This is a genomic window from Pseudomonas chlororaphis (assembly GCA_001023535.1).
In the GTDB taxonomy this organism is placed as follows: Bacteria; Pseudomonadota; Gammaproteobacteria; order Pseudomonadales; family Pseudomonadaceae; genus Aquipseudomonas; species Aquipseudomonas chlororaphis_E.
In genome coordinates this window covers 3,302,900-3,323,839 of record CP011020.1, presented here as the reverse complement: position 1 = coordinate 3,323,839, position 20,940 = coordinate 3,302,900, and the positions used below count along the sequence as shown (strand labels likewise).

Here is a 20,940-nt window from a genome sequence, read left to right as displayed (position 1 = left end):
GATGTATGCCAGCAAAAGTAGTGGTAATAGGCAGCCTGAACATGGACCTGGTCACCCGGGCACCGCGCCTGCCCCGTGGCGGTGAAACGCTGATCGGCCAGTCGTTCTCCACCATCCCCGGCGGCAAGGGCGCCAACCAAGCGGTGGCGGCCGCGCGCCTGGGCGCGCAGGTGGCCATGGTCGGGTGCGTGGGCAGCGATGCCTACGGCCAGCAATTGCGTGGAGCACTGCTGGACGAGGGGATCGATTGCCAGGCGGTCGGTGTCGTGGAAGGCTCCAGTGGCGTGGCCCTGATCGTGGTCGATGACAACAGCCAGAATGCGATCGTGATCGTGGCCGGTGCCAACGGTGCGCTGACTCCCGCCGTGCTGGACAGCGTCGATGAGGTGCTGCAAGGCGCCGATGTGATCATCTGCCAGCTCGAAGTGCCGGACGCCACCGTGGGGCACGCCCTCAAGCGTGGCCGCGAACTGGGCAAAATCGTCATTCTCAACCCGGCACCGGCGTCCCATGCGTTGCCGGCCCACTGGTACGGCTACGTCGATTACCTCATCCCCAATGAAAGCGAAGCCGCGGTCCTCAGCGGGTTGGCGGTGGACTCCCTGGACACCGCCGAAGCCGCCGCGACGCAGTTGATGAGTGCGGGCGCCGGCAAGGTGATCGTGACCCTGGGGGCCCAGGGCCTGATGTTCGCCAACGGCAGCAGCTTCGAGCATTTCCCGGCGCCCCGGGTCAAGGCAGTGGACACCACGGCGGCAGGCGATACCTTTGTCGGTGGTTTCGCCGCCGCCCTGGCGAGCGGCAAAAGCGAGGTCGAGGCGATTCGTTTCGGCCAGGTTGCCGCCGCGCTGTCGGTCACCCGCGCGGGCGCGCAGCCCTCTATCCCCACCTTGCAGGAAGTACAGGCGTTCAAGGCATGAAAAAGACTCCGTTGTTGAATGTGGCACTGTCGCGACTGATCGCTTCGCTGGGTCATGGCGACAAAGTGGTGATCGGCGATGCCGGCCTGCCGGTGCCGCCAGGCGTCGAGTTGATCGACCTGGCGTTGACCCATGGCATTCCTGATTTTGTCAGCACCCTGAAAGTGGTGCTCAGTGAGATGCAGGTGGAAAGCCATGTCCTGGCCGAAGAAATCCTCGAGAAGCAACCCGCGGCCCTGACGACACTGGATGCCCTGCAGGCCGAGGGTGCGCTGGGCACGCGGACGATGGTCAGCCACGAGCAGTTCAAGATTCTTAGCCGACAGGCTCGGGCGATCATTCGCACAGGAGAATGCTCTCCGTACTGCAACATCGTGCTGATCGCTGGGGTCACGTTCTAACCCGTCGTTGTCGTGTTCTTTCAACCTTGCACAAGGAGTGCGCCATGCACCGCTATGCTCAGAAAATGCATCACCTGTTCCGGAGCCTGCTGCTTTTGTCCCTGATCACCGCTACGAGCGCCCACGCGGCGGAAAAAATCGACTTGATCATCGACACCGATCCTGGCGCCGATGACGTGGTGGCGCTGTTGTTCGCCCTGGCTTCGCCGGAGGAACTGAACATCCGCGCCCTGACCACCGTCGCCGGCAATGTGCGCCTGGACAAGACCTCGCGCAACGCTCGCCTGGCGCGGGAATGGGCAGGGCGCGAAGAGGTGCCGGTCTATGCCGGGGCGCCGAAGCCGCTGATGCGTACGCCGATCTACGCCGAGAACATCCATGGCAAGGAAGGCCTGTCGGGCGTCACCGTGCACGAGCCGAAGAAAGGCCTGGCCAAGGGCAACGCCGTCAACTACCTGATCGACACCCTCAAGGCCGCCAAACCCCATAGCATCACCATTGCCATGCTCGGTCCGCAGACCAACCTGGCGTTGGCGCTGGTCCAGGAGCCCGACATTGTCCAGGGCATCAAGGAAGTGGTGATCATGGGCGGCGCGCACTTCAACGGCGGCAACATCACGCCGGTGGCTGAGTTCAACCTGTTCGCCGATCCCCAAGCGGCCGAAGTGGTGGCCAAGAGCGGGGTGAAACTGACGTACCTGCCGCTGGACGTGACCCACAAGATGCTCACCAGCGAAGCGCGCCTGAAGCAGATCGCGGCGGTCAACAACAATGCCAGCAAACTGGTCGGCGACATCCTCAACGAATACATCAAGGGCGACATGGAACACTACGGCCTGACAGGCGGCCCGGTGCATGATGCGACGGTGATTGCCTACCTGCTCAAGCCACAACTGTTCACCGGTCGTTCGGTCAATGTCGTGGTCGACAGTCGCGAGGGCCCGACGTTCGGCCAGACCATCGTCGATTGGTACGATGGCCTGAAAGCGCCGAAGAACGCCTTCTGGGTCGAGAACGGTGATGCCCAGGGCTTTTTCGACCTGCTGACCGAGCGCCTGGCGCGGCTCAAGTAAGCGGTCCCAAGCAACAGACCTGTGGGGCCCGTTCGGCTCCCACGGGTTGTTCATGTCGCCTCAATCCACCGCATCGATCAGGCTTGGATAGCGCTCGAATGCCTGCTGGATAAAGCCGCGGGCGACTTCCGTCCCCAACTCCTTCACCAACAGTTCTATGCCGATGATCGCCAGCTCTTCCGGGCTGCTCGGGCTATAGGAACTGTGGCCCTCCGACCATTTGGCCTTGATGGTGGCTTCGATGCTGAGGGTGCTCATGGTGATGCTCGCGCGTTGGAGGGCTGTGGGCTGAGTTAAACATTTTTGCCCGGGGTTTGGCACTGCGACTTAGGCATCAGGGGAGGGCTGTGCGACACTTGGCCTTTGATTCTTTCAGGGAGAGCTGCAGTGCAGATCGATTTGAACGCGCCAGGCGGCCTGACCTTGGAGGCGGTTCGCCAATTGCTAGCCTCAGCCAGCGATGATGAGCATACCCAGCTGCGTGTGACCCGGGAGGGCATCGCCTACCTGTCGTCGGGTGTGGTCGGTGGCACCGATATCGGTGGCTTGCTGTTCCGCCTCGAGACCTGGGCGAAAGGTTCCGGCTACGTGGGGCGGGTCGCCGCCAGCGATGAGGTCTGGGTGATGCAGATCTATAACGCGCTGAAAGACAACTGGCCGAATCCACCCTTCGATTACATCGACGTTTACTGAGCGGCGTTCATATTCAGTCACGATTGAGCGCTGAACGAGGCGTTGGCCTCAGGCAAACTGCCGGTTTTTCGCAGGTGGCAGGCTGATAGGGCCGGTGTTGAAACCAAAGCGCCGTTTAGGCTGTCGCACGTTCTCTGTTTATTTATCAAGAAAGGAGGCTTCATGCCTTGGAAGCTTGCGTCATTGAGTACTGTGCTGGTCGTTGCGCTCTTGAGCGGTTGCAGCAGCACATCCGAGTCGACCCCCGATCCAGTGGCCACCGACGCCGGTAACGGCCGCTGCGACGCAAAAGGCGCCGAATTCGCCATTGGCAAGCAGGCCTCGCCGCAATTGCTGGAGCAGGCCCGTACGCGCGCCGGAGCGCAGAACGCTCGCATCCTCAAGCCCAATGACATGGTGACGCTCGAGTACCGTTCCGATCGGCTGAACCTCACGACCGATGCCAAGCTGGTGGTCAATCGAGTCAACTGCGGCTAAGCGTAAGGTTTACCGCCGCCCATAAAAAACCCCGTCACATGGACGGGGTTTTTTAGCGCGCCGAGAAATTACTCTCCGCGAACCTGTGCAGCTTGCATACCCTTTTGGCCTTTCTCAGCCACGAAGGAAACGGTTTGGCCTTCTTTCAGGCTCTTGAAACCGTCGCTTTCGATAGCTTTGAAGTGTACGAACAGGTCGTCACCGCCACCTGTAGGAGTGATGAAGCCGAAGCCTTTTTCATCGTTGAACCATTTAACGGTGCCGGTTTGGCGATTAGACATGGTGTATCTCCAAGAAACATATATTTTCAGTGTACTGTGCTGCTCAGGCCAACTGGGCACACCTGGGTATCATAGTCGAAATGTTCGATTTGGGAGCCCCCCGCAGGCGCTGTTTGCCAATCAGTCGTGTTTTCTTTACCGTCTGAACACGCTGGAAGCCCCGGTTTTAAAGGCTGTCAGCGGAAAGTAAAGGCGATAAAAAAAGCTGTAAAACCTGCGTTAATCGTCGGAAAAAAGGCTGATTCGGCAGGTTTTATCGATTCAGGGTCACCTCAAAAGCCTGCCTGGCTCACTTTTTCGCCGGAGCCTGGGCCTTGCATTTGGCGATTTCACCGAGGGCTTTGCGTTGCAGGGCCTCGGGTGCCTTGTTGTCCATCAGGGCCTGGATATCGGCGGCCGGGTAGGACTTGATCGCATCGGCGCCGCACGCACAATGGGATTTGGCCGCCGCTTCTCCGATCTGTGGTGTAGCCGCTTGGGTGCACTGGGCCATGTATTTGTCGCGCTCGCCCTTGGGCCAGTCGGCATGGGCGGACAGCGGAAGCAGCAGGACAAGGGGGGCGACGGCTGCGAGCAAGGTATTCAGACGCATGCGAAGATGCTCCTTTTGGGTCAATGTCTTGTTATCTGAGGCGTTGGGCTCGTTTCAGTTCAGCACTGTGGCATAAAAACCGTGGATTTACGCTGGCGGCGATTCGAGCGCGGCGATGACCGTTCATCTGTGCTAGCATGCCGGGCTCGGGTATTTTCAAGGCCCCGGATGACCACGGGTCCCGGTGGCGGCAAATGTTCGATTTAACCCTGATTTGAATCCCAGTCACTCTGGTTCGGTTTCCACGGTTGGCCGCAAGGCTCCTGCCGCTGTAAGGCAGGCGTTCGTCATTGAATGGCCTGGACTGGATCTTGTACTGGCTCATCCCAACCCACGTGACCTTTGGTAGGGGTCACCACTAGGAGAGGAGGCGCCATGCCAACTATTACTCTTCCCGACGGCAGTCAACGTTCATTCGACCACCCGGTTTCCGTAGCCGAGGTCGCCGCATCCATCGGTGCGGGCCTGGCCAAGGCCACCCTGGCCGGCAAGGTCAACGGCAAGCTGGTCGACGCCAGTGACGTCATCGACAGCGACGCTACGCTGCAAATCATCACGCCCAAGGATGAAGAGGGGCTGGAGATCATTCGCCACTCTTGCGCGCACCTGGTCGGTCATGCGGTCAAGCAGCTGTACCCGAGCGCGAAGATGGTCATCGGGCCGGTCATCGACGAAGGCTTCTATTACGACATCGCCTTCGAGCGTCCCTTTACGCCGGAAGACATGGCCGCCATCGAACAGCGCATGCAGCAGCTGATCGAGAAAGATTACGACGTGATCAAGAAGGTCACCCCGCGCGCCGAAGTCATCGAAGTGTTCAAGGCCCGTGGCGAGGACTATAAGCTGCGTCTGGTGGAAGACATGCCGGACGAGCAGGCCATGGGCCTGTACTACCACGAAGAATACGTCGACATGTGCCGTGGCCCGCACGTGCCCAATACCCGCTTCCTGAAATCCTTCAAGCTGACCAAGCTGTCCGGCGCCTACTGGCGTGGCGATGCCAAGAACGAGCAATTGCAGCGCGTCTATGGCACGGCCTGGGCCGACAAGAAGCAACTGGCAGCCTACATCCAGCGCATCGAGGAAGCCGAGAAACGCGACCACCGCAAGATCGGCAAGCGCCTGGGCCTGTTTCACACCCAGGAAGAGTCGCCGGGCATGGTGTTCTGGCACCCGAACGGCTGGACCCTGTACCAGGTGCTCGAACAGTACATGCGCCAGGTCCAGCGTGAAAACGGCTACCTGGAGATCAAGACGCCGCAAGTGGTGGACCGCAGCCTGTGGGAAAAATCCGGGCACTGGGCCAACTACGCCGACAACATGTTCACCACCCAGTCGGAAAACCGCGACTACGCGATCAAGCCGATGAACTGCCCTTGCCACGTGCAGGTGTTCAACCAGGGGCTCAAAAGCTACCGCGAGCTGCCGATGCGCCTGGCCGAGTTCGGTGCCTGCCACCGCAACGAGCCATCGGGTGCCTTGCACGGCATCATGCGCGTGCGCGCCTTCACCCAGGACGACGCGCACATCTTCTGCACCGAAGAGCAGATGCAGGCCGAATCCGCCGCGTTCATCAAGCTGACGATGGACGTCTACCGTGACTTCGGCTTCACCGAAGTCGAGATGAAACTGTCCACTCGTCCGGAAAAACGCGTCGGCTCCGACGAATTGTGGGATCGCGCCGAGGCGGCACTGGCCGCAGCCCTCGACAGCGCGGGCCTTGCGTACGAGCTTCAGCCGGGCGAGGGGGCCTTCTACGGTCCGAAGATCGAATTCTCGCTGAAAGATTGCCTCGGTCGCGTGTGGCAATGTGGTACCTTGCAGCTCGATTTCAACCTGCCGATCCGTCTGGGCGCCGAATACGTGTCCGAAGACAACAGTCGCAAGCACCCGGTCATGCTTCACCGCGCGATCCTCGGTTCCTTCGAGCGTTTCGTCGGGATTCTGATCGAGCACTACGAGGGCGCGTTCCCCGCGTGGCTGGCGCCGACCCAGGCAGTGATCATGAATATCACTGATAAACAGGCAGATTTTGCCGCCGAGGTCGAAAAAACTCTCAACCAAAGCGGATTTCGTGCCAAGTCTGACTTGAGAAATGAAAAGATCGGCTTTAAAATCCGCGAGCATACTTTGCTCAAGGTTCCCTTTCTCTTGGTTATCGGAGATCGGGAGGTCGAGATGCAGACTGTCGCTGTGCGTACTCGTGAAGGTGCTGACCTGGGCTCGATGCCCGTCGCCCAATTCGCCGAGTTTCTCGCGCAAGCGGTTTCCCGGCGTGGTCGCCCAGATTCGGAGTAATTATTATTAAGCGTGATATGAGACAAGATAAACGAGCTGCACCGAAAGCCCCGATCAACGAGAATATCTCGGCACGCGAGGTTCGGTTAATTGGCGCTGACGGCGAGCAGATTGGCATCGTCTCGATTGATGAAGCGCTTCGAATTGCTGAAGAAGCCAAGCTTGATCTGGTAGAAATTTCCGCAGACGCAGTCCCACCGGTATGTCGGGTGATGGACTACGGCAAGTCGATCTTCGAGAAGAAGAAGCAGATTGCCGCGGCGAAGAAGAACCAGAAGCAGATTCAGGTAAAAGAAATCAAGTTTCGTCCAGGGACGGAGGAAGGGGATTACCAGGTAAAACTGCGCAACCTGGTACGTTTCCTGAGTGACGGGGACAGGGCCAAGGTATCCTTGCGATTCCGCGGCCGTGAGATGGCCCACCAGGAGCTGGGGATGGAACTCCTCAAGCGGGTTGAACAAGACCTGCTCGAGTACGGTTCGGTCGAACAGCATCCTAAGATGGAAGGACGCCAGCTGATCATGGTCATCGCCCCGAAAAAGAAGAAGTAATCACCAGGGCACGGCAGGCCTTGCGATTATGTTTATCAACTGAATGCGGAGTATCCGAACATGCCAAAGATGAAAACCAAGAGTGGTGCTGCTAAGCGGTTTCTGAAAACTGCTAACGGTATCAAGCACAAGCACGCTTTCAAGAGCCACATCCTGACCAAAATGTCGACCAAGCGTAAGCGTCAACTGCGCGGTAGCAGCTTGCTGCATCCGTCTGACGTGGCAAAAGTCGAGCGCATGCTGCGCCTTCGTTAATTTTTGGATCAAGAATAGAGGAAGTAACTCATGGCTCGTGTAAAGCGTGGCGTCATTGCCCGTAAGCGTCACAAGAAAATTATGAAACTTGCTAAAGGCTACTACGGTGCGCGTTCCCGCGTATTCCGTGTTGCCAAGCAAGCCGTAATCAAGGCAGGCCAATACGCCTACCGTGACCGTCGTCAGAAAAAACGTCAGTTCCGCGCTCTGTGGATTGCTCGTATCAATGCTGGTGCTCGTACCAACGGTCTGTCCTACAGCCGTTTGATCGCTGGCCTGAAAAAGGCGTCCATCGAGATCGACCGTAAGGTTCTGGCTGATCTGGCAGTGAACGAAAAAGCGGCGTTTGCTGCGATTGTCGAGAAAGCTAAAGCCACCTTGGCTTAAGTACCCCCGGCAGTCACCGGGGTCCACCTCTGTGGGCCTGGGTGTTAAACGTCATAAATAGGGGAAGAGCCTTAAAGCTCTTCCCCTATTTTGTATCTGGAGTCTGTACATGGAAAACCTGGATGCGCTGGTCTCTCAAGCACTAGAGGCTGTGCAAAGCGCTGAAGATATCAATGCCCTGGAGCAAATCCGGGTTCACTACCTTGGTAAGAAGGGCGAGTTGACTCAGGTGATGAAGACCCTGGGGAACCTGCCGGCCGAAGAGCGTCCGCAAGTCGGTGCGCTGATCAACGTCGCCAAGGAACGTGTCACAGAAGTCCTCAATGCGCGCAAGGCGTTGTTCGAGGAGGCCGACCTGGCTGCCAAGCTCGCCGCCGAGTCCATCGACGTGACCCTGCCTGGCCGTGGCCAGACCTCCGGCGGCCTGCATCCGGTAACCCGGACCCTGGAACGCATCGAGCAGTTCTTCACCCACATCGGCTACGGCATTGCCGAAGGCCCCGAGGTCGAAGACGACTACCACAACTTCGAAGCGCTCAACATCCCAGGCCACCACCCGGCCCGGTCGATGCATGACACCTTCTATTTCAATGCGAACATGCTGTTGCGCACCCATACCTCGCCGGTACAGGTCCGCACCATGGAGTCGCAACGTCCGCCGATCCGCATCGTCTGCCCGGGCCGTGTGTATCGCAGCGACTCCGATATCACCCACTCGCCGATGTTCCACCAGGTCGAAGGCCTGCTGGTGGATCGCGACATCAATTTCGCCGACCTCAAAGGCACCATCGAAGAGTTCCTGCGGGTGTTCTTCGAGAAAGAGCTGGCGGTACGTTTCCGCCCTTCGTACTTCCCGTTCACCGAGCCATCCGCCGAAGTCGATATGGAATGCGTGATGTGCAGCGGCAAAGGCTGCCGTGTCTGCAAGCAGACGGGCTGGCTGGAAGTCATGGGTTGCGGCATGGTTCATCCGAACGTGCTGCGCATGTCCGGGATCGATCCGGAAGAATTCTCGGGTTTTGCTTTCGGCATGGGCGTCGAACGTCTGGCCATGCTGCGTTACGGTGTGAATGACTTGCGCCTGTTCTTCGACAACGACTTGCGGTTCCTTGCGCAATTTCGCTAGGTCGCGGGCCCGTAACGAATCTATTAGGAGAGCAGGATGAAATTCAGTGAACAATGGCTGCGCGGCTGGGTAAGCCCGCAGGTTAGCCGGGACGAGCTGGTTGCTCGCCTGTCGATGGCCGGCCTTGAGGTCGATAGCGTAGCGCCGGTTGCCGGCGCGTTCAGCGGTGTGGTGGTGGGCGAGGTGCTGAGCACCGAGCAGCATCCGGACGCTGACAAGCTGCGGGTCTGCCAGGTCAGCAATGGCGCGGAGACCTTCCAGGTCGTCTGCGGCGCGCCAAACGTGCGCCCGGGCCTGAAGATCCCGTTCGCCATGATCGGTGCCGAGCTGCCGGGCGACTTCAAGATCAAGAAAGCCAAGCTGCGCGGCGTCGAGTCCAACGGTATGTTGTGCTCCCAGGCCGAGCTGCAGATCGGCGAAGGCAACGATGGCCTGATGGAGCTGGCAGTCGATGCGCCGGTCGGCCAGGACATCCGTGAATACCTGAGCCTGGACGATGCGAGCATCGAGGTCGACCTGACGCCGAACCGTGGGGACTGCCTGTCCCTGGCCGGCCTGGCCCGTGAAGTCGGCGCGCTGTACGCCACGGCGGTGACACGTCCGGTGGTCGCGCCCGTGCCGGCTGTGCACGATGAAGTGCGTTCGGTCGAAGTGCTGGCTCCCTCGGCATGCCCGCGTTACCTGGGTCGTGTGATCCGTAACGTCGATCTGTCCAAGCCGACGCCGCTGTGGATGGTCGAGCGCCTGCGCCGCGCCGACGTGCGCAGCATCGACGCCGCCGTCGACATCACCAACTACGTGATGCTGGAGCTGGGTCAACCGCTGCATGCGTTCGATCTCGCCGAAATCAATGGCGGCATCCGTGTCCGCATGGCTGAAGAGGGCGAGAAACTGGTATTGCTGGATGGCCAGGAAGTGTCCCTGCGCAGCGATACCCTGGTGATTGCCGACCATTCCCGCGCCCTGGCGATTGCCGGCGTGATGGGTGGCGAGCACAGCGGTGTCTCCACGACGACCCGTGATGTGTTCCTTGAGAGTGCGTTCTTCGACCAGATTGCGGTCGCTGGCAAGGCGCGTTCCTACGGCCTGCACACCGATGCCTCGCACCGTTACGAGCGTGGCGTGGACTGGCAACTGGCCCGTGAAGCCATGGAGCGCGCCACTGGCCTGCTGCTGGAGATCACAGGCGGCGAAGCCGGCCCGATCATTGAAACCGTCAGCGAACAGCACCTGCCCAAGATCGCTCCGGTCACCCTGCGTGCCCAGCGCATTTCCCAGATGCTGGGCATGGACATGGACGCCAGCGAAGTCGAGCGTCTGCTCAGTGGCCTCGGCCTGGGCATCAGCGCCGACGGAGCAGGGCAGTGGCGTGTGGAGGTGCCCAGCCACCGCTTCGATATCAGCCTGGAAGTCGACCTGATCGAAGAGCTGGCCCGCCTGTACGGCTACAACCGTCTGCCGGTCCGCTACCCGCAAGCCCGCCTGGCCCCGCAGGCCAAGGCTGAAGCCCGTAGCGGCCTGCCGGAACTGCGGCGCCTGCTGGTGGCCCGTGGGTACCAGGAAGCGATCACCTACAGCTTCATCGATCCGCGCCAATTCGAGCTGTTCAGTCCCGGCGTCGAGCCGCTGTTGCTGGCCAATCCGATCTCCAACGACATGGCGGCCATGCGCTCGTCATTGTGGCCGGGTCTGGTCAAGTCGCTGCAGCACAACCTGAACCGCCAACAGGATCGCGTGCGCCTGTTCGAAAGCGGCCTGCGCTTTGTCGGTCAGTTGGACGGCTTGAAGCAGGAGCCGATGCTGGCCGGTGTCGTCTGCGGCAGCCGCCTGCCGGAAGGTTGGGCGCAAGGTCGCGACGGCGTCGACTTCTTCGACGTCAAGGCTGACGTGGAAGCGGTCCTCGGTTTCGCCGGTGCGCTCGACGCGTTCACTTTCGTGCCGGGCAAGCATCCGGCCCTGCACCCGGGGCAGACTGCGCGCATCGAGCGGGATGGGCGTGAAGTCGGTTATGTCGGCGCCATTCACCCTGAACTGTCGAAAACCCTGGGCCTCGATCGGCCGGTGTTCGTCTTCGAGCTGATCCTGGCCGAAGTCGCACTGGGGAAAATGCCGAAATTCCAGGAGTTATCGCGCTTTCCTGAAGTACGTCGTGACCTGGCCTTGCTGGCTGATCGCGAAGTGGCGGCCAGTGCTGTATTGGACGTAATTCGTGAAAATGCAGGCGAGTGGCTGACGGACCTCAGGCTATTTGACGTGTATCAGGGTAAAGGCATTGATCCGCATAGAAAAAGCCTTGCAGTCGGCTTGACCTGGCAGCATCCATCGCGCACTCTTAACGACGATGAGGTGAATACCGCAACGCAAAACATCCTCACCTCGCTCGAAACCAGGTTGAACGCCACGTTAAGGAAGTGACGTATGGGGGCTCTGACGAAAGCTGAGATGGCGGAACGTCTGTATGAGGAGCTGGGCCTGAATAAACGGGAAGCCAAAGAACTGGTTGAACTGTTTTTCGAAGAAATCAGGCACGCTCTGGAAGACAACGAACAGGTCAAGTTGTCCGGTTTCGGCAATTTTGACCTGCGGGACAAACGCCAGCGGCCTGGCCGCAATCCAAAAACGGGAGAAGAAATCCCGATCACGGCTCGCCGTGTGGTCACCTTTCGTCCAGGGCAGAAGTTGAAGGCCCGAGTTGAGGCTTATGCTGGAACCAAGTCATAACGACGAGCTACCCGTCATCCCAGGCAAACGCTACTTCACCATCGGTGAAGTCAGCGAGCTGTGTGCGGTAAAACCGCACGTGCTGCGCTATTGGGAGCAGGAGTTTCCTCAGCTCAACCCGGTCAAGCGCCGCGGAAACCGCCGGTACTATCAGCGACAGGACGTGCTGATGATCCGGCAGATCCGCGCGCTGCTCTATGACCAGGGCTTCACCATCGGCGGCGCACGCCTGCGCTTGTCGGGTGACGAGGCCAAAGACGACACCACCCAGTACAAACAAATGATCCGCCAGATGATCGCCGAGCTTGAAGATGTGCTGGTGGTGCTCAAGAAATAAAATTTCTGCTTTTAAATACTTCCAGTTTTCAAAAGCTTGCGATATATTCCTGAGCGTTCCGCTGAGAAGCGAAACAAGATTCACGCCTAGTCGGGGCGTAGCGCAGTCCGGTAGCGCACTAGCATGGGGTGCTAGGGGTCGAGTGTTCGAATCACTCCGTCCCGACCATTATTCCTGAGTAACATCAGACACTTAAGCCGATCAGCTAGATCGGCTTTTTTGTGCCTGCGTAAAACCTGCGCAAAGCGACCCCGTGCTCACACGGTGTGTTTCCCGCATCCAGCCCAACCCAAAACAGGTCGGGCGCGTGCCTACATCCCCTCAGTCCTCTCAAATCACCACCCGCCGCACCCTCCCACCCAACGGCACAATCCGCCCCCCCGGCGCCGGTAACGGCCGTCCCGTCAAGCCCATGCCTTCGCTGATCAATACCGCACCGTCCACCACGCAAAGGACTCGTCAGGGGCTCCAGAAGAGCTTGTCAGAGATCGATCACCAGGTCCGACGTCGGCTTGCTGCAGCACAGCAGGCGCAGGCCCTTGTCGATTTCCCGTTGGCGGATCCCGCCGTTGTGGTTCATGTCCACCGTGCCTTCGAGCAGCGCCGTCTTGCAGGTGCCGCACACGCCCTGGCTGCAAGAGGAGGGCACGATGGCGCCGGCTTTCTTGGCCGCACTCAGCACGGTCTGGGTGCCGGTCATGGTGAAGGTCTTTCCCGAGCGGGACAGGGTCACCGTGAACAGGCTCGCCTGATCCAGCGAAGGCGCTTGTTCGATCACCGGCTCTGCGTTCAGCACCGTGATGTCGAAGCTCTCCTGGTGGTAGTGGGCGAAATCGAACCGCGCGTCCTTGAGCAGCGATTTGACGGCCTCCATGTAGCCTTGAGGGCCGCAGGTGAACACTTCGCGTTCCCTGAAGTCCGGGACGTGTTGGCTGAGCAAAGGCAAATCGAGCCGGCCGATGGGGTGTTGCCAGTCGACGGTGGTGCCCGGGCTTTCGCAGACGTGCAGCACGCGCAGGCCGGCCATGCGCGCCTGCATGCCCTGGAGTTCGTCGTGGAAGATGATGTCGGTCGGCGTACGGGCGCTGTGCACGAAGACGATGTCCAGGTCGCTGGCCATGTCGAAGGCTGTGCGGGTCATCGACATCAGGGGCGTCACGCCGGAGCCTGCCGACAGGTAGAGCCATTTCTTCGCCGGAATGCCGACCGGGGTAAAGCTCCCCGCCGGGCCGGACGCGCGCAGGCAGTCCCCGGGCTGGAGGCGGTCGTGCAGCCAGTTCGACACGAGCCCACCCGGCACCCGCTTGACGGTGATGGCGAACGCGAACGGGCGAGTGGGGGACGACGACACGGTGTAGCAGCGGGCGATGGGCTGGCCGGCGATGACCGGTGATAGCGTGATGAATTGGCCCGCTTCGAAACTCAGCGCGCTGAAGTCCGCGCAGCGAAACACGAACGTCTTCACGTCATGGGTTTCCGGGTACACGGCGCAGCACACCAGGGTTTTCTGTTCGCCGCTGTTCCATTGCGCGCCAAACGTGCCCCATGTCTGTGGGTCGGTAAAGCGTCTGGCAGCGTCGGTAGGCTCAAGGGGGGCAAGGTTTTCGTAAGTTGTCATGTCCATTGCTCACACGCCATGGGCGGCCAGGCGCGCCGAGTACCAGCGCGAGAACTGATCGACATAGGATTCGGTGAAGGCCGAGAACGGTCCCGGTGCGTAGGCCGGGTCCTGGGTGCCGCTGTGGGTGATGCCCACGAGGCTGGCGTCCTGGAGGTTGGTCGCGGCCCAGACTTCGGTCAGTTTATCCAACTGGTAGTCCACGCCCTCGATGGCGTCCGCGTGGACCAGCCACTTGGTCCGCACCAGGGTTTTGTCCGGTGCCAGGGGGATGATGTAGGAGATCACGGCGTGGTCGCTCATGACGTGCGTCCATGAGTTGTGCGTCCACAGGTGCATGTCTCCCAGGTCACGGCGGGTGATGTGGCCGAACAGGCGCGTGCAGGCCACTCGGGTATCGAGGGTCTGGGATTCGCCATGGCCGGCGATGACCAGGCGCTGGGAGCGGAATTGAGTGACCACGTCCTCGCCCAGGTGTTCGACGGCGTCGCAGAGGTAGCCCTCGTTCTCCCAGTTGCGCTTGGTGTCGGCATTGCGACGGTGGTATTCGTCGAGCGCCTGAAGCGAGTCCTCGCTGAGCCCGTCGGTGCAGAAGCCGAAATCTTCCGGCAGGAACGACGCTGTCAGTTCGGGATGAGTACCGGCGCAGTGATAACACTCACGGTTATTCTCGATGACCAACTTCCAATTGCCGTTCTCGATAATTTCCGATTCATGGGCAATCTTTGAATAAGTAAGTTCGTATTGGGCAAAGCGCGGTGACATGACGTGGTCAAGGTAACTGATATCTTCCGGCGCTTCGTCAGCCAGGCAAACGAATATATGCGTGCCGACTACTTTGGTGTGAACCGGTATCAGGCGCTTGCAGGTAGGGTCGAAGTTCTGGCCCATGTGCGCGGCATGTTTCAAACTGCCGTCCAGGTCATAAGTCCACTGATGATAAGGGCAGACCAACAGACCCACGGTGGATTTGCCCGCCGGCTTCAAGCGCGCCCCGCGATGCCGGCAGACATTGCGAAACGCCTGCACCTGCTCGTCATCGTCGCGTATCAGGAGGATCGAAGACTTGCCGATGTCGAGGGTGGAGACATCCCCGGGCTCGGCTATGTCGCTGGTCACACCGACCAGTATCCAATGCTGGGTAAAGAAGATATCCACGTCGTTTTCGAAGACATCCTGTCGACCGAACAGGCCGCCGGGCATGCCGTGCCCGGTTGCGCGATCAGTCAGAAGTTCACGGTGGGTTTTCACGGCGCTGAGGGTCATTGAGGGATCTCGCTCGAACTATAAAAGTCGCTAAGTGGGCGGCCAGTACAGTATCGAAACGGGGTATTTTTCCGTCAACGCGCTTTATTTTCACCTTGGCATAACCCGCAGTTATGCCAGCAAAGTATTACGGTCGATCAATGTTTCAGGTGGCTGTCGTCCTGTAACCAATCAACTAACGTGGGAGTGATCGCGCCCGGTTCTCGACCGGTGGGCACGACCACGTAGTAGGCGTCCTTGGGCTTGACCACGTAGGGGGTGATCCTGACCAGTTCGCCACTGTTGAGCAGGTGCGCAATCAGTCGGCCCCAGCCCAGCGCGATGCCGTACCCCTGGAGAGCGGCCTGGATCGCGTCGTTGTAGGCGCTGCACCGCAGTGAATAATTCAGCTTGGGATGCATGTCCCCGAGTTCCCGGCACCAGCCGTTCCAGGTCATCCAGCCTTCGAGGGTGGCGTCGGAGTCGATCAGGGCCACGTCCAGGAAATCATCGATCGACGTTGGCGCCGGGTGGGCCGCCAGCCAGGCGGGCGAGCACACGGGAAATACCTCTTCGTCGAACAGGAAGATCGAGCGGCCGTCATCCCATTTGCCGTTGCCGAAGCGGATGGCCAGGTCCGCGTCATCCCGGTAGGCGCCCGTCGAAAGCAACGGCGTGATCAAGCGCAGTTTCAATTGCGGTTGCAGCGTACGCAGCGACATCAACCGAGGCAGGATCCTCATGTGGGAAAACGCCCCGGTGCAGGCCAGGGTGATCTCCTGTTCGCCGATGCCCTCGGCAATCTTGTCGAATACGCTGGCCATGCGGTGAATGGATTCGGCCACGACCGAATGCAGCAGATAGCCCTCGTGTGTCAGCTTGATGGCGCGGTGCAGACGATGGAACAGCTTGGTGCCCAGCGTATCTTCCAGCAGGCGGATCTGCTTGCTGACGGCCGCCTGGGTCACACCCAGCTCCTGGGCCGCGAGGGTAAAACTGGCAAGCCGCGCCACGGCTTCGAACTCCAACAGGGCGGTCATGGACGGGATCAACCGTCGATAGCCCTTGACCTTTTTATCCATCTCGCTGGGTTGCATGGGCACATTCCGCTGCGGGGCTTGTGGGCGTTCATGGGGGGGGTTTGCACCGAAGAACACGAACCGGATCAAGCCTGCCTGCTCTCAACTGTTTGGTCAATGAAATGTACTCAGATGTACATTTTTCGGTCGGCAGGGTACATTCGGTTCAGGTTTTTTGAAGAAGGTGAAGCGAGATGTCCCAGTTAGGGAAGGCGCGTGGCAAGGCCCAGGACAGCGGTTGGCGCGGGTCGCCGGAAGGTTGGCTGGAGGCCGCCTACGACGCCTTGAAGGAATCGGGCATCGACGCTGTCAGGGTCATGCCGCTCGCCAAGCGCCTGGGTCTGTCGCGGACCAGCTTCTACTGGTTTTTCGAGGATCGCGAACAGTTGCTGGCAGCCTTGCTCTCTCGCTGGCGGGAGACCAACACCGGCGGACTGATCCGCCAGACCGAAAGTTATGCCGAGAGCATTTCCGAAGCGATCCTGAACGTGTTCGAGTGCTGGCTCAACCCGCAACTGTTCGACTCCCAATTCGAGTTCGCGGTGCGCAGTTGGGCGCTGCAGTCGGCGGAGGTGGCCCAGGAAGTCGCTACCGTGGATGAACAGCGGATGAATGCGCTGGCGAGCATGTTCAAGCGTTTTGGCTACGACAGCCAGGGGGCCGACACCCGGGCCCGGACGATCTACCTGACCCAGATCGGCTACATCAGCATGAACACCCGTGAGCTGATCACCACGCGTTTCGAGCGTATTCCGCATTACGTGAGCATCTTCACCGGCAAGGTGCCCAAGCAGCGCGAGCTGGATCGTTTCTATGGGAAGTTCGGCTACGCCGAAAAAGAACCGGGGGTCTTCGTGCCCTTGGCCGAGACGTTCGAGGAAGGGGCGGGTGATGATCAGTAAGACCCTGGGCATCATCGGCGGAACCGGCTGGCTGGGCGGGGCAATCGCCCACGCGTTGCTGGCCACTGCGCGGCTGCCGGCCGCTAACCTGGTGCTCTCCAACCGTTCGGGCAGTCATCCGCTGGCCGGGCAAGGTGTGTGCCTGGTCACGGACAACCAGGCCTTGGTGGCGCGCAGCGATGTGGTGATCATTGCCGTGCGACCCGAGCATTTCGCCAGCCTGGACATCGATGCGACAGGCAAGGTCGTCATTTCGTTGATGGCCGGGATCACCGCGCAGGCGATTGCCACGCAGACCTCGGCTTCGGCGGTGGTGCGGGCGATGCCCAACGCGGCGGTGGAAATCCGGCAATCCTTTACGCCCTGGTTCTGTTCGGGGACGGTGGACACCGCGACGCGAGAGCTGGTGCAGCAGTTGTTCGAATCCGTGGGCACGGCGGCAGAGGTCCGAGAGGAGGGGTTCATCGATTACCTGTCTGCGCTGTCGGGCACTGGCCCGGCTTTTCCGGCCTTGCTGATGACCGCGCTGGCCAACCAGGCAATAGCCGCCGGCCTGCCTGCCGATATCGCGCAATTGGCCGCCAGGAACGTGGTGGTCAACAGCAGCCAACTGCTGCAAACCCATGACGCGCAGCAAATGATCGAGGCCTTGGTGGCCTATCGAGGCGTCACGGCCGCGGCGTTGCAGTCAATGGTCGACAGCCGCTTCGAAGAACACCTCGGCCAAGCCTTGCAGGCCGGGGCGGCGGTGGCTCGCAAAGGGCTTCACGGCTGAGACGGATAACCCCTGTGGCAAGAGCCCTCGCCACAGGGGGGCAAGACCTCAAATGTCCTTGAGCAAGCGCAGTGCATCGTAGATGGCCGCGTGGGTATTGCGTGCCGACACGGCATCGCCGATGCGGAACAGTTGGAAGCGGCCTTCCGGGTGGGTCACGATGTTCTGGGGCTTGCCGGCGATCAGATCCTGCTGCTCGACCGCACCGTTGTTGCGCGAGTAAGGGCGCAATTCGAAGTACAGATCATCGAGGGGAAGGGTGCCGTGGTTGATCACCACCTGATCGACCACGCGCTGCTTGTGTACCTGGCCATAATCGCTGCCGAAGGTGGCCACCAGTTGCCCATCGCGTTGCTCGACGGTGTCGACCCGGTAGGTGACGGTAAAGGTGACGTTCAGGTCTTGCAGGCTGCGCATGTAGGGCACCAGGTTCATCGCCATCACTTCCGGGGCGAATGAGCGGTCCGGTGTGACGATCTCCAGTTTCGCGCCGCTGCTGGCGATGACTTCGGCCGCCTGCAGCGCGGCGTGGTCGCCCGCGTCGTCGAAGATCAGCACGTTCCTGCCGGGTTTGACGTCGCCGCAAATGATGTCCCAGGTCGACACCACCAGTTCATTGCCGTGCTTGAGCACCTCGGTGTGGGGCAGGCCGCCGGTGGCGACGATCACCACGTCCGGTTCCTCGGCCAATACCGTCTCGGCCTCGGCCCAGGTGTTGAAGTGGAACTTGACGCCCAAGCGTTCGCATTGCGCCATGCGCCATTCGATGATGCTGATCATCTCGCGGCGGCGTTCGCTGAGGGCCGTCAGGCGGACCTGCCCGCCGGGTTGGTCCGCCACCTCGAACACCGTGACGGCATGCCCGCGTTCACCGGCCACCCGTGCCGCTTCCAGGCCTGCCGGGCCGGTGCCGATCACCACCACCTTGCGCTTGAGCGGCGCCTTGGAAATCTCGTGGGGCATGGTGGTTTCGCGCCCGGTGGCGGCGTTGTGGATGCAATACGCCGCTCCCCCCTGGTAGATGCGGTCCAGGCAGTAGTTCGCGCCCACGCAGGGGCGGATGTCCTCTTCGCGTTTTTCAATGATCTTGCGCACGATGTGCGGATCGGTCATGTGCGCGCGGGTCATGCCGATCATGTCCACCTTGCCGGAGGCGATGGCGTGGCGTGCCGTGGCGACGTCGGGAATCTTGGCGGCGTGAAAGGTCGGGAAACCGGTGGCCGAGCGGATCTCGCCGGCAAAGTCCAGGTGCGGGGAATTGCGCATGCCCTGGATCGGGATCACATCGGTGAGGCCGGCGTCGGTGTCGATGTGCCCGCGAACGACGTTGAGGAAGTCGACCAGGCCGCTGTCCTTGAGCATATGGGAGATCCGCAGACCGTCGCTGGCCCCGAAACCGCCGGGCAGGTCTTCATCGCCGGTGTAGCGAATCCCCAGCAGGAAGTCTTCGCCGCAGCGTTGGCGGATGCCGCGCAGGATATCGAAGGTAAAGCGCAAGCGGTTCTCCAACGAACCGCCGTAGGGGCCATCGAGGTCGTTGGTCAGGGGCGACCAGAACTGGTCCATGAGATGACCGTAGGCCTGCAATTCCAAGCCATCGAGTCCGGCCGCCTTCATGCGCTCGGCGGCGTCGACGTAGTCCTTGATGATGCGATCGATGTCCCAGTCTTCCAGCTTTTTCGGGAAGGCCCGGTGCGAGGCCTCGCGGCGATGCGAGGGCGAGACCACCGGCAGCCAGTCGGCCTTGTCCCAGCGTGTGCGCCGCCCCAGGTGGGTCAGTTGAATCATCACCGCCGCGCCATGCTCGTGGCACTCGTCGGTCAGGTCCTTCATCCATTTGACCACTTCGTCCTTGTACGCCAGCACGTTGTTGAACACCGGCGGGCTGTCCCGCGATACCGCGGCGGACCCGGCGGTCATGGTCAATGCCACGCCGGCCTTGGCACGTTCGACGTGATAGGCCCGATACAGGTCTTTCGGCATGCCGTCGACTGGGTAAGCCGGCTCATGGGAGGTGGTCATGATCCGGTTTCTGAGGGTCAGGTGTTTGATCTGGTAGGGCTGCAGCAAGGGATCGCTGGACATGGTGTTGCGCTCCGGGAACAGAACATCAGGCTGGGTTTTGACATGACGGTATGTGCAATGTTCACCTGTGTCAACGGTTGTGACACTGGTGTACATTTCCCTTGCCCAACCCCAAGGCCGGGATTACTATCGGCTTGAAATTTTTTCTACTGCCCTGCCAATAACCATTAATACAGACGCGGAGACGCACCATGATCACGTTATCCAGTAGAAGCTGTATCGGCTGGCTCGCCGGCCTGGCGATGGCCTCCAGTTGCCTGGTTGCACAAGCCGAGGAACCCACGCCTATCCGGATCGGGTGGGTGAATTGGTCGGATACGGAAATCGCCGTGAAACTGGCAGACACGGCCCTGCGAGACCATCTCAAGCAACCGGTCAAGCTGGTCCTGGCCGATATCGGCATTCAGTTCCAGGCACTCGCCAACGGCAGCATCGACCTGATTCCGATGGTCTGGCTGCCAAACACGCACAAGTCGTTCTATGACAAGTACCAGGACAAGCTCGAAGACCTGGGCTGGTTGTATGAAGGGCGGATCGGCATGGCGGTGCCGACGTCCGTTCCCACCAGCGAGCTGGCCAGCGTCGAAGACCTCAACAAGCCTGAGGTGCGGGAGAAACTCGGCGGCAAGATCCTCACCTCCGAAGTGGGCAATGGGCAGTACAAGCTCACCGAGAAAGCCATCCAGGCCTACAAGCTCGATGGCTACAAGATGGTCGCGTCCTCGGAGTCTGGCATGCTGAGCGAGCTGGACCGCAACCTCAAGCGTGACCGGTGGTCACTGATCAACGCCTGGAGCCCCCATTGGATGTTCTCCAAATGGTCGCTGCGCTACCTCGATGATCCCAAGCAGATCTTTGGCGGCGCCGAGCAGATCCACGCCGTTGCCCGCAAAGGCTTCAGCGCGCAGCACCCTGACGTCGCGCGGTTTTTCGCCAATTTCAAGATTCCCCAGGCTGATCTTGAGAAGTTGATGGCCAGCGCCCGCGACAGCTCGGCTGACAAAGTGGTTGCCGAGTACTACGCCGCGAACAAGCCGCGTTTCGAAGCCATGTTCGGCAACCAGACGGCGTCCGCGACAACGGGCCAGCAATGATCGCCGGCGTTGAGTGATGGGGCGGGCCGG

At 60.5% G+C, this 20,940-nt stretch carries 23 protein-coding genes and 1 tRNA gene; 17 read left to right on the top strand and 7 right to left on the bottom strand.

Annotation, left to right across the window (positions count from 1 at the left end; genetic code table 11):
- Window positions 1-5 precede the first annotated feature (5 nt).
- The 3 genes from VM99_14745 to VM99_14735 are packed head-to-tail and all read left to right on the top strand — an operon-like array spanning window position 6 to window position 2,394.
- Window positions 6-920, top strand: a complete 915-nt coding sequence (locus VM99_14745) for a ribokinase (GenBank protein AKJ99267.1) — start codon at window positions 6-8, stop codon at window positions 918-920.
- Window positions 917-1,321, top strand: coding sequence for a ribose pyranase (locus tag VM99_14740; protein AKJ99266.1), 405 nt, complete (start codon window positions 917-919; stop codon window positions 1,319-1,321). Before VM99_14745 ends, VM99_14740 begins: the two co-directional genes overlap by 4 nt.
- A 44-nt stretch (window positions 1,322-1,365) precedes the next feature.
- Window positions 1,366-2,394: a nucleoside hydrolase gene (locus VM99_14735; protein AKJ99265.1), complete on the top strand. Its 1,029-nt coding sequence runs from the start codon at window positions 1,366-1,368 to the stop codon at window positions 2,392-2,394.
- A gap of 60 nt (window positions 2,395-2,454) precedes the next feature.
- Here VM99_14735 and VM99_14730 read toward each other — a convergent pair whose 3' ends face one another.
- A complete protein-coding gene (locus VM99_14730) occupies window positions 2,455-2,652 on the bottom strand; it encodes a hypothetical protein (protein AKJ99264.1) in 198 nt (65 codons plus the stop codon).
- A 129-nt stretch (window positions 2,653-2,781) separates the two neighbouring features.
- Between VM99_14730 and VM99_14725 the strand changes: the two genes are divergently transcribed.
- Both VM99_14725 and VM99_14720 read left to right on the top strand, forming a co-directional pair.
- The gene (locus tag VM99_14725; GenBank protein AKJ99263.1) at window positions 2,782-3,087 is read left to right on the top strand and encodes a hypothetical protein; all 306 of its coding nucleotides are present in this window, start codon (window positions 2,782-2,784) and stop codon (window positions 3,085-3,087) included.
- 162 nt (window positions 3,088-3,249) lie between these two features.
- Window positions 3,250-3,564 (top strand): lipoprotein, encoded by a 315-nt coding sequence (locus tag VM99_14720; GenBank protein AKJ99262.1) that lies wholly within the window; start codon window positions 3,250-3,252, stop codon window positions 3,562-3,564.
- Window positions 3,565-3,632: 68 nt separating this feature from the next.
- On the opposite strand, the gene VM99_14715 is transcribed toward VM99_14720, so the two are convergent.
- Together VM99_14715 and VM99_14710 are read right to left on the bottom strand one after the other, a co-directional pair.
- Window positions 3,633-3,845, bottom strand: a complete 213-nt coding sequence (locus VM99_14715) for a DNA-binding protein (GenBank protein ID AKJ99261.1) — start codon at window positions 3,843-3,845, stop codon at window positions 3,633-3,635.
- Window positions 3,846-4,134: 289 nt separating this feature from the next.
- Window positions 4,135-4,437 carry a hypothetical protein gene (locus VM99_14710; GenBank protein ID AKJ99260.1) on the bottom strand — a complete coding sequence of 101 codons (303 nt, stop codon included), beginning with the start codon at window positions 4,435-4,437 and terminating at the stop codon, window positions 4,135-4,137.
- Between the two features lie 375 nt (window positions 4,438-4,812).
- Here VM99_14710 and VM99_14705 point away from each other — a divergent pair, with 375 nt between their 5' ends.
- The 9 genes from VM99_14705 (at window position 4,813) to VM99_14665 (ending at window position 12,280) form a co-directional block, all read left to right on the top strand.
- Complete coding sequence (locus VM99_14705; GenBank protein AKJ99259.1) at window positions 4,813-6,735, top strand: threonyl-tRNA synthetase; 1,923 nt, start codon at window positions 4,813-4,815, stop codon at window positions 6,733-6,735.
- A gap of 17 nt (window positions 6,736-6,752) precedes the next feature.
- Window positions 6,753-7,286, top strand: coding sequence for a translation initiation factor IF-3 (locus tag VM99_14700; protein ID AKJ99258.1), 534 nt, complete (start codon window positions 6,753-6,755; stop codon window positions 7,284-7,286).
- Between the two features lie 60 nt (window positions 7,287-7,346).
- Complete coding sequence (locus VM99_14695) at window positions 7,347-7,541, top strand: 50S ribosomal protein L35 (protein ID AKJ99257.1); 195 nt, start codon at window positions 7,347-7,349, stop codon at window positions 7,539-7,541.
- A gap of 30 nt (window positions 7,542-7,571) precedes the next feature.
- Window positions 7,572-7,928 (top strand): 50S ribosomal protein L20, encoded by a 357-nt coding sequence (gene rplT / locus VM99_14690; GenBank protein AKJ99256.1) that lies wholly within the window; start codon window positions 7,572-7,574, stop codon window positions 7,926-7,928.
- A 109-nt stretch (window positions 7,929-8,037) separates the two neighbouring features.
- Window positions 8,038-9,054 carry a phenylalanyl-tRNA synthetase gene (locus tag VM99_14685; protein ID AKJ99255.1) on the top strand — a complete coding sequence of 339 codons (1,017 nt, stop codon included), beginning with the start codon at window positions 8,038-8,040 and terminating at the stop codon, window positions 9,052-9,054.
- Window positions 9,055-9,090: 36 nt separating this feature from the next.
- On the top strand, window positions 9,091-11,469 hold the full coding sequence (locus VM99_14680) for a phenylalanyl-tRNA synthetase (GenBank protein AKJ99254.1): 2,379 nt from the start codon (window positions 9,091-9,093) through the stop codon (window positions 11,467-11,469).
- 3 nt (window positions 11,470-11,472) lie between these two features.
- On the top strand, window positions 11,473-11,775 hold the full coding sequence (ihfA, locus tag VM99_14675; protein AKJ99253.1) for an integration host factor subunit alpha: 303 nt from the start codon (window positions 11,473-11,475) through the stop codon (window positions 11,773-11,775).
- Window positions 11,756-12,112 carry a MerR family transcriptional regulator gene (locus VM99_14670; GenBank protein AKJ99252.1) on the top strand — a complete coding sequence of 119 codons (357 nt, stop codon included), beginning with the start codon at window positions 11,756-11,758 and terminating at the stop codon, window positions 12,110-12,112. The genes ihfA and VM99_14670 overlap by 20 nt, the downstream gene beginning before the upstream one ends.
- A gap of 91 nt (window positions 12,113-12,203) precedes the next feature.
- A tRNA-Pro gene (locus VM99_14665) sits at window positions 12,204-12,280 on the top strand.
- Between the two features lie 313 nt (window positions 12,281-12,593).
- Here the strand turns inward: VM99_14665 and VM99_14660 are convergent.
- The 3 genes from VM99_14660 to VM99_14650 all read right to left on the bottom strand — a co-directional run bounded on the left by VM99_14660 (window position 12,594) and on the right by VM99_14650 (window position 16,072).
- Window positions 12,594-13,730: a ferredoxin gene (locus VM99_14660; protein AKK01762.1), complete on the bottom strand. Its 1,137-nt coding sequence runs from the start codon at window positions 13,728-13,730 to the stop codon at window positions 12,594-12,596.
- A gap of 9 nt (window positions 13,731-13,739) precedes the next feature.
- A complete protein-coding gene (locus VM99_14655) occupies window positions 13,740-14,996 on the bottom strand; it encodes a (Fe-S)-binding protein (GenBank protein AKJ99251.1) in 1,257 nt (418 codons plus the stop codon).
- Between the two features lie 137 nt (window positions 14,997-15,133).
- Window positions 15,134-16,072, bottom strand: coding sequence for a LysR family transcriptional regulator (locus VM99_14650; GenBank protein AKJ99250.1), 939 nt, complete (start codon window positions 16,070-16,072; stop codon window positions 15,134-15,136).
- Window positions 16,073-16,248: 176 nt separating this feature from the next.
- Here VM99_14650 and VM99_14645 point away from each other — a divergent pair, with 176 nt between their 5' ends.
- Both VM99_14645 and VM99_14640 read left to right on the top strand, forming a co-directional pair.
- Complete coding sequence (locus VM99_14645; GenBank protein ID AKJ99249.1) at window positions 16,249-16,956, top strand: TetR family transcriptional regulator; 708 nt, start codon at window positions 16,249-16,251, stop codon at window positions 16,954-16,956.
- Window positions 16,946-17,731: a pyrroline-5-carboxylate reductase gene (locus VM99_14640; protein AKJ99248.1), complete on the top strand. Its 786-nt coding sequence runs from the start codon at window positions 16,946-16,948 to the stop codon at window positions 17,729-17,731. Before VM99_14645 ends, VM99_14640 begins: the two co-directional genes overlap by 11 nt.
- Before the next feature lie 48 nt (window positions 17,732-17,779).
- Here the strand turns inward: VM99_14640 and VM99_14635 are convergent, their stop codons facing one another.
- A complete protein-coding gene (locus tag VM99_14635) occupies window positions 17,780-19,816 on the bottom strand; it encodes an N-methylproline demethylase (GenBank protein AKJ99247.1) in 2,037 nt (678 codons plus the stop codon).
- A gap of 191 nt (window positions 19,817-20,007) precedes the next feature.
- Here VM99_14635 and VM99_14630 point away from each other — a divergent pair, with 191 nt between their 5' ends.
- Complete coding sequence (locus tag VM99_14630; GenBank protein ID AKJ99246.1) at window positions 20,008-20,910, top strand: glycine/betaine ABC transporter substrate-binding protein; 903 nt, start codon at window positions 20,008-20,010, stop codon at window positions 20,908-20,910.
- The last annotated feature ends 30 nt before the right edge of the window (window positions 20,911-20,940 follow it).

What these genes read in the sequence shown, in the direction of transcription:
- VM99_14745 (AKJ99267.1), top strand. Translation starts at nt 6, where the DNA reads ATGCCAGCAAAAGTAGTGGTAATAGGCAGCCTGAACATGGACCTGGTC.
- VM99_14740 (AKJ99266.1), top strand. Translation starts at nt 917, where the DNA reads ATGAAAAAGACTCCGTTGTTGAATGTGGCACTGTCGCGACTGATCGCT.
- VM99_14735 (AKJ99265.1), top strand. Translation starts at nt 1,366, where the DNA reads ATGCACCGCTATGCTCAGAAAATGCATCACCTGTTCCGGAGCCTGCTG.
- VM99_14730 (AKJ99264.1), bottom strand. Translation starts at nt 2,652, where the DNA reads ATGAGCACCCTCAGCATCGAAGCCACCATCAAGGCCAAATGGTCGGAG.
- VM99_14720 (AKJ99262.1), top strand. Translation starts at nt 3,250, where the DNA reads ATGCCTTGGAAGCTTGCGTCATTGAGTACTGTGCTGGTCGTTGCGCTC.
- VM99_14715 (AKJ99261.1), bottom strand. Translation starts at nt 3,845, where the DNA reads ATGTCTAATCGCCAAACCGGCACCGTTAAATGGTTCAACGATGAAAAA.
- VM99_14710 (AKJ99260.1), bottom strand. Translation starts at nt 4,437, where the DNA reads ATGCGTCTGAATACCTTGCTCGCAGCCGTCGCCCCCCTTGTCCTGCTG.
- VM99_14705 (AKJ99259.1), top strand. Translation starts at nt 4,813, where the DNA reads ATGCCAACTATTACTCTTCCCGACGGCAGTCAACGTTCATTCGACCAC.
- VM99_14700 (AKJ99258.1), top strand. Translation starts at nt 6,753, where the DNA reads ATGAGACAAGATAAACGAGCTGCACCGAAAGCCCCGATCAACGAGAAT.
- VM99_14695 (AKJ99257.1), top strand. Translation starts at nt 7,347, where the DNA reads ATGCCAAAGATGAAAACCAAGAGTGGTGCTGCTAAGCGGTTTCTGAAA.
- rplT (AKJ99256.1), top strand. Translation starts at nt 7,572, where the DNA reads ATGGCTCGTGTAAAGCGTGGCGTCATTGCCCGTAAGCGTCACAAGAAA.
- VM99_14685 (AKJ99255.1), top strand. Translation starts at nt 8,038, where the DNA reads ATGGAAAACCTGGATGCGCTGGTCTCTCAAGCACTAGAGGCTGTGCAA.
- VM99_14680 (AKJ99254.1), top strand. Translation starts at nt 9,091, where the DNA reads ATGAAATTCAGTGAACAATGGCTGCGCGGCTGGGTAAGCCCGCAGGTT.
- ihfA (AKJ99253.1), top strand. Translation starts at nt 11,473, where the DNA reads ATGGGGGCTCTGACGAAAGCTGAGATGGCGGAACGTCTGTATGAGGAG.
- VM99_14670 (AKJ99252.1), top strand. Translation starts at nt 11,756, where the DNA reads ATGCTGGAACCAAGTCATAACGACGAGCTACCCGTCATCCCAGGCAAA.
- VM99_14660 (AKK01762.1), bottom strand. Translation starts at nt 13,730, where the DNA reads ATGACAACTTACGAAAACCTTGCCCCCCTTGAGCCTACCGACGCTGCC.
- VM99_14655 (AKJ99251.1), bottom strand. Translation starts at nt 14,996, where the DNA reads ATGACCCTCAGCGCCGTGAAAACCCACCGTGAACTTCTGACTGATCGC.
- VM99_14650 (AKJ99250.1), bottom strand. Translation starts at nt 16,072, where the DNA reads ATGCAACCCAGCGAGATGGATAAAAAGGTCAAGGGCTATCGACGGTTG.
- VM99_14645 (AKJ99249.1), top strand. Translation starts at nt 16,249, where the DNA reads ATGTCCCAGTTAGGGAAGGCGCGTGGCAAGGCCCAGGACAGCGGTTGG.
- VM99_14640 (AKJ99248.1), top strand. Translation starts at nt 16,946, where the DNA reads ATGATCAGTAAGACCCTGGGCATCATCGGCGGAACCGGCTGGCTGGGC.
- VM99_14635 (AKJ99247.1), bottom strand. Translation starts at nt 19,816, where the DNA reads ATGTCCAGCGATCCCTTGCTGCAGCCCTACCAGATCAAACACCTGACC.
- VM99_14630 (AKJ99246.1), top strand. Translation starts at nt 20,008, where the DNA reads ATGATCACGTTATCCAGTAGAAGCTGTATCGGCTGGCTCGCCGGCCTG.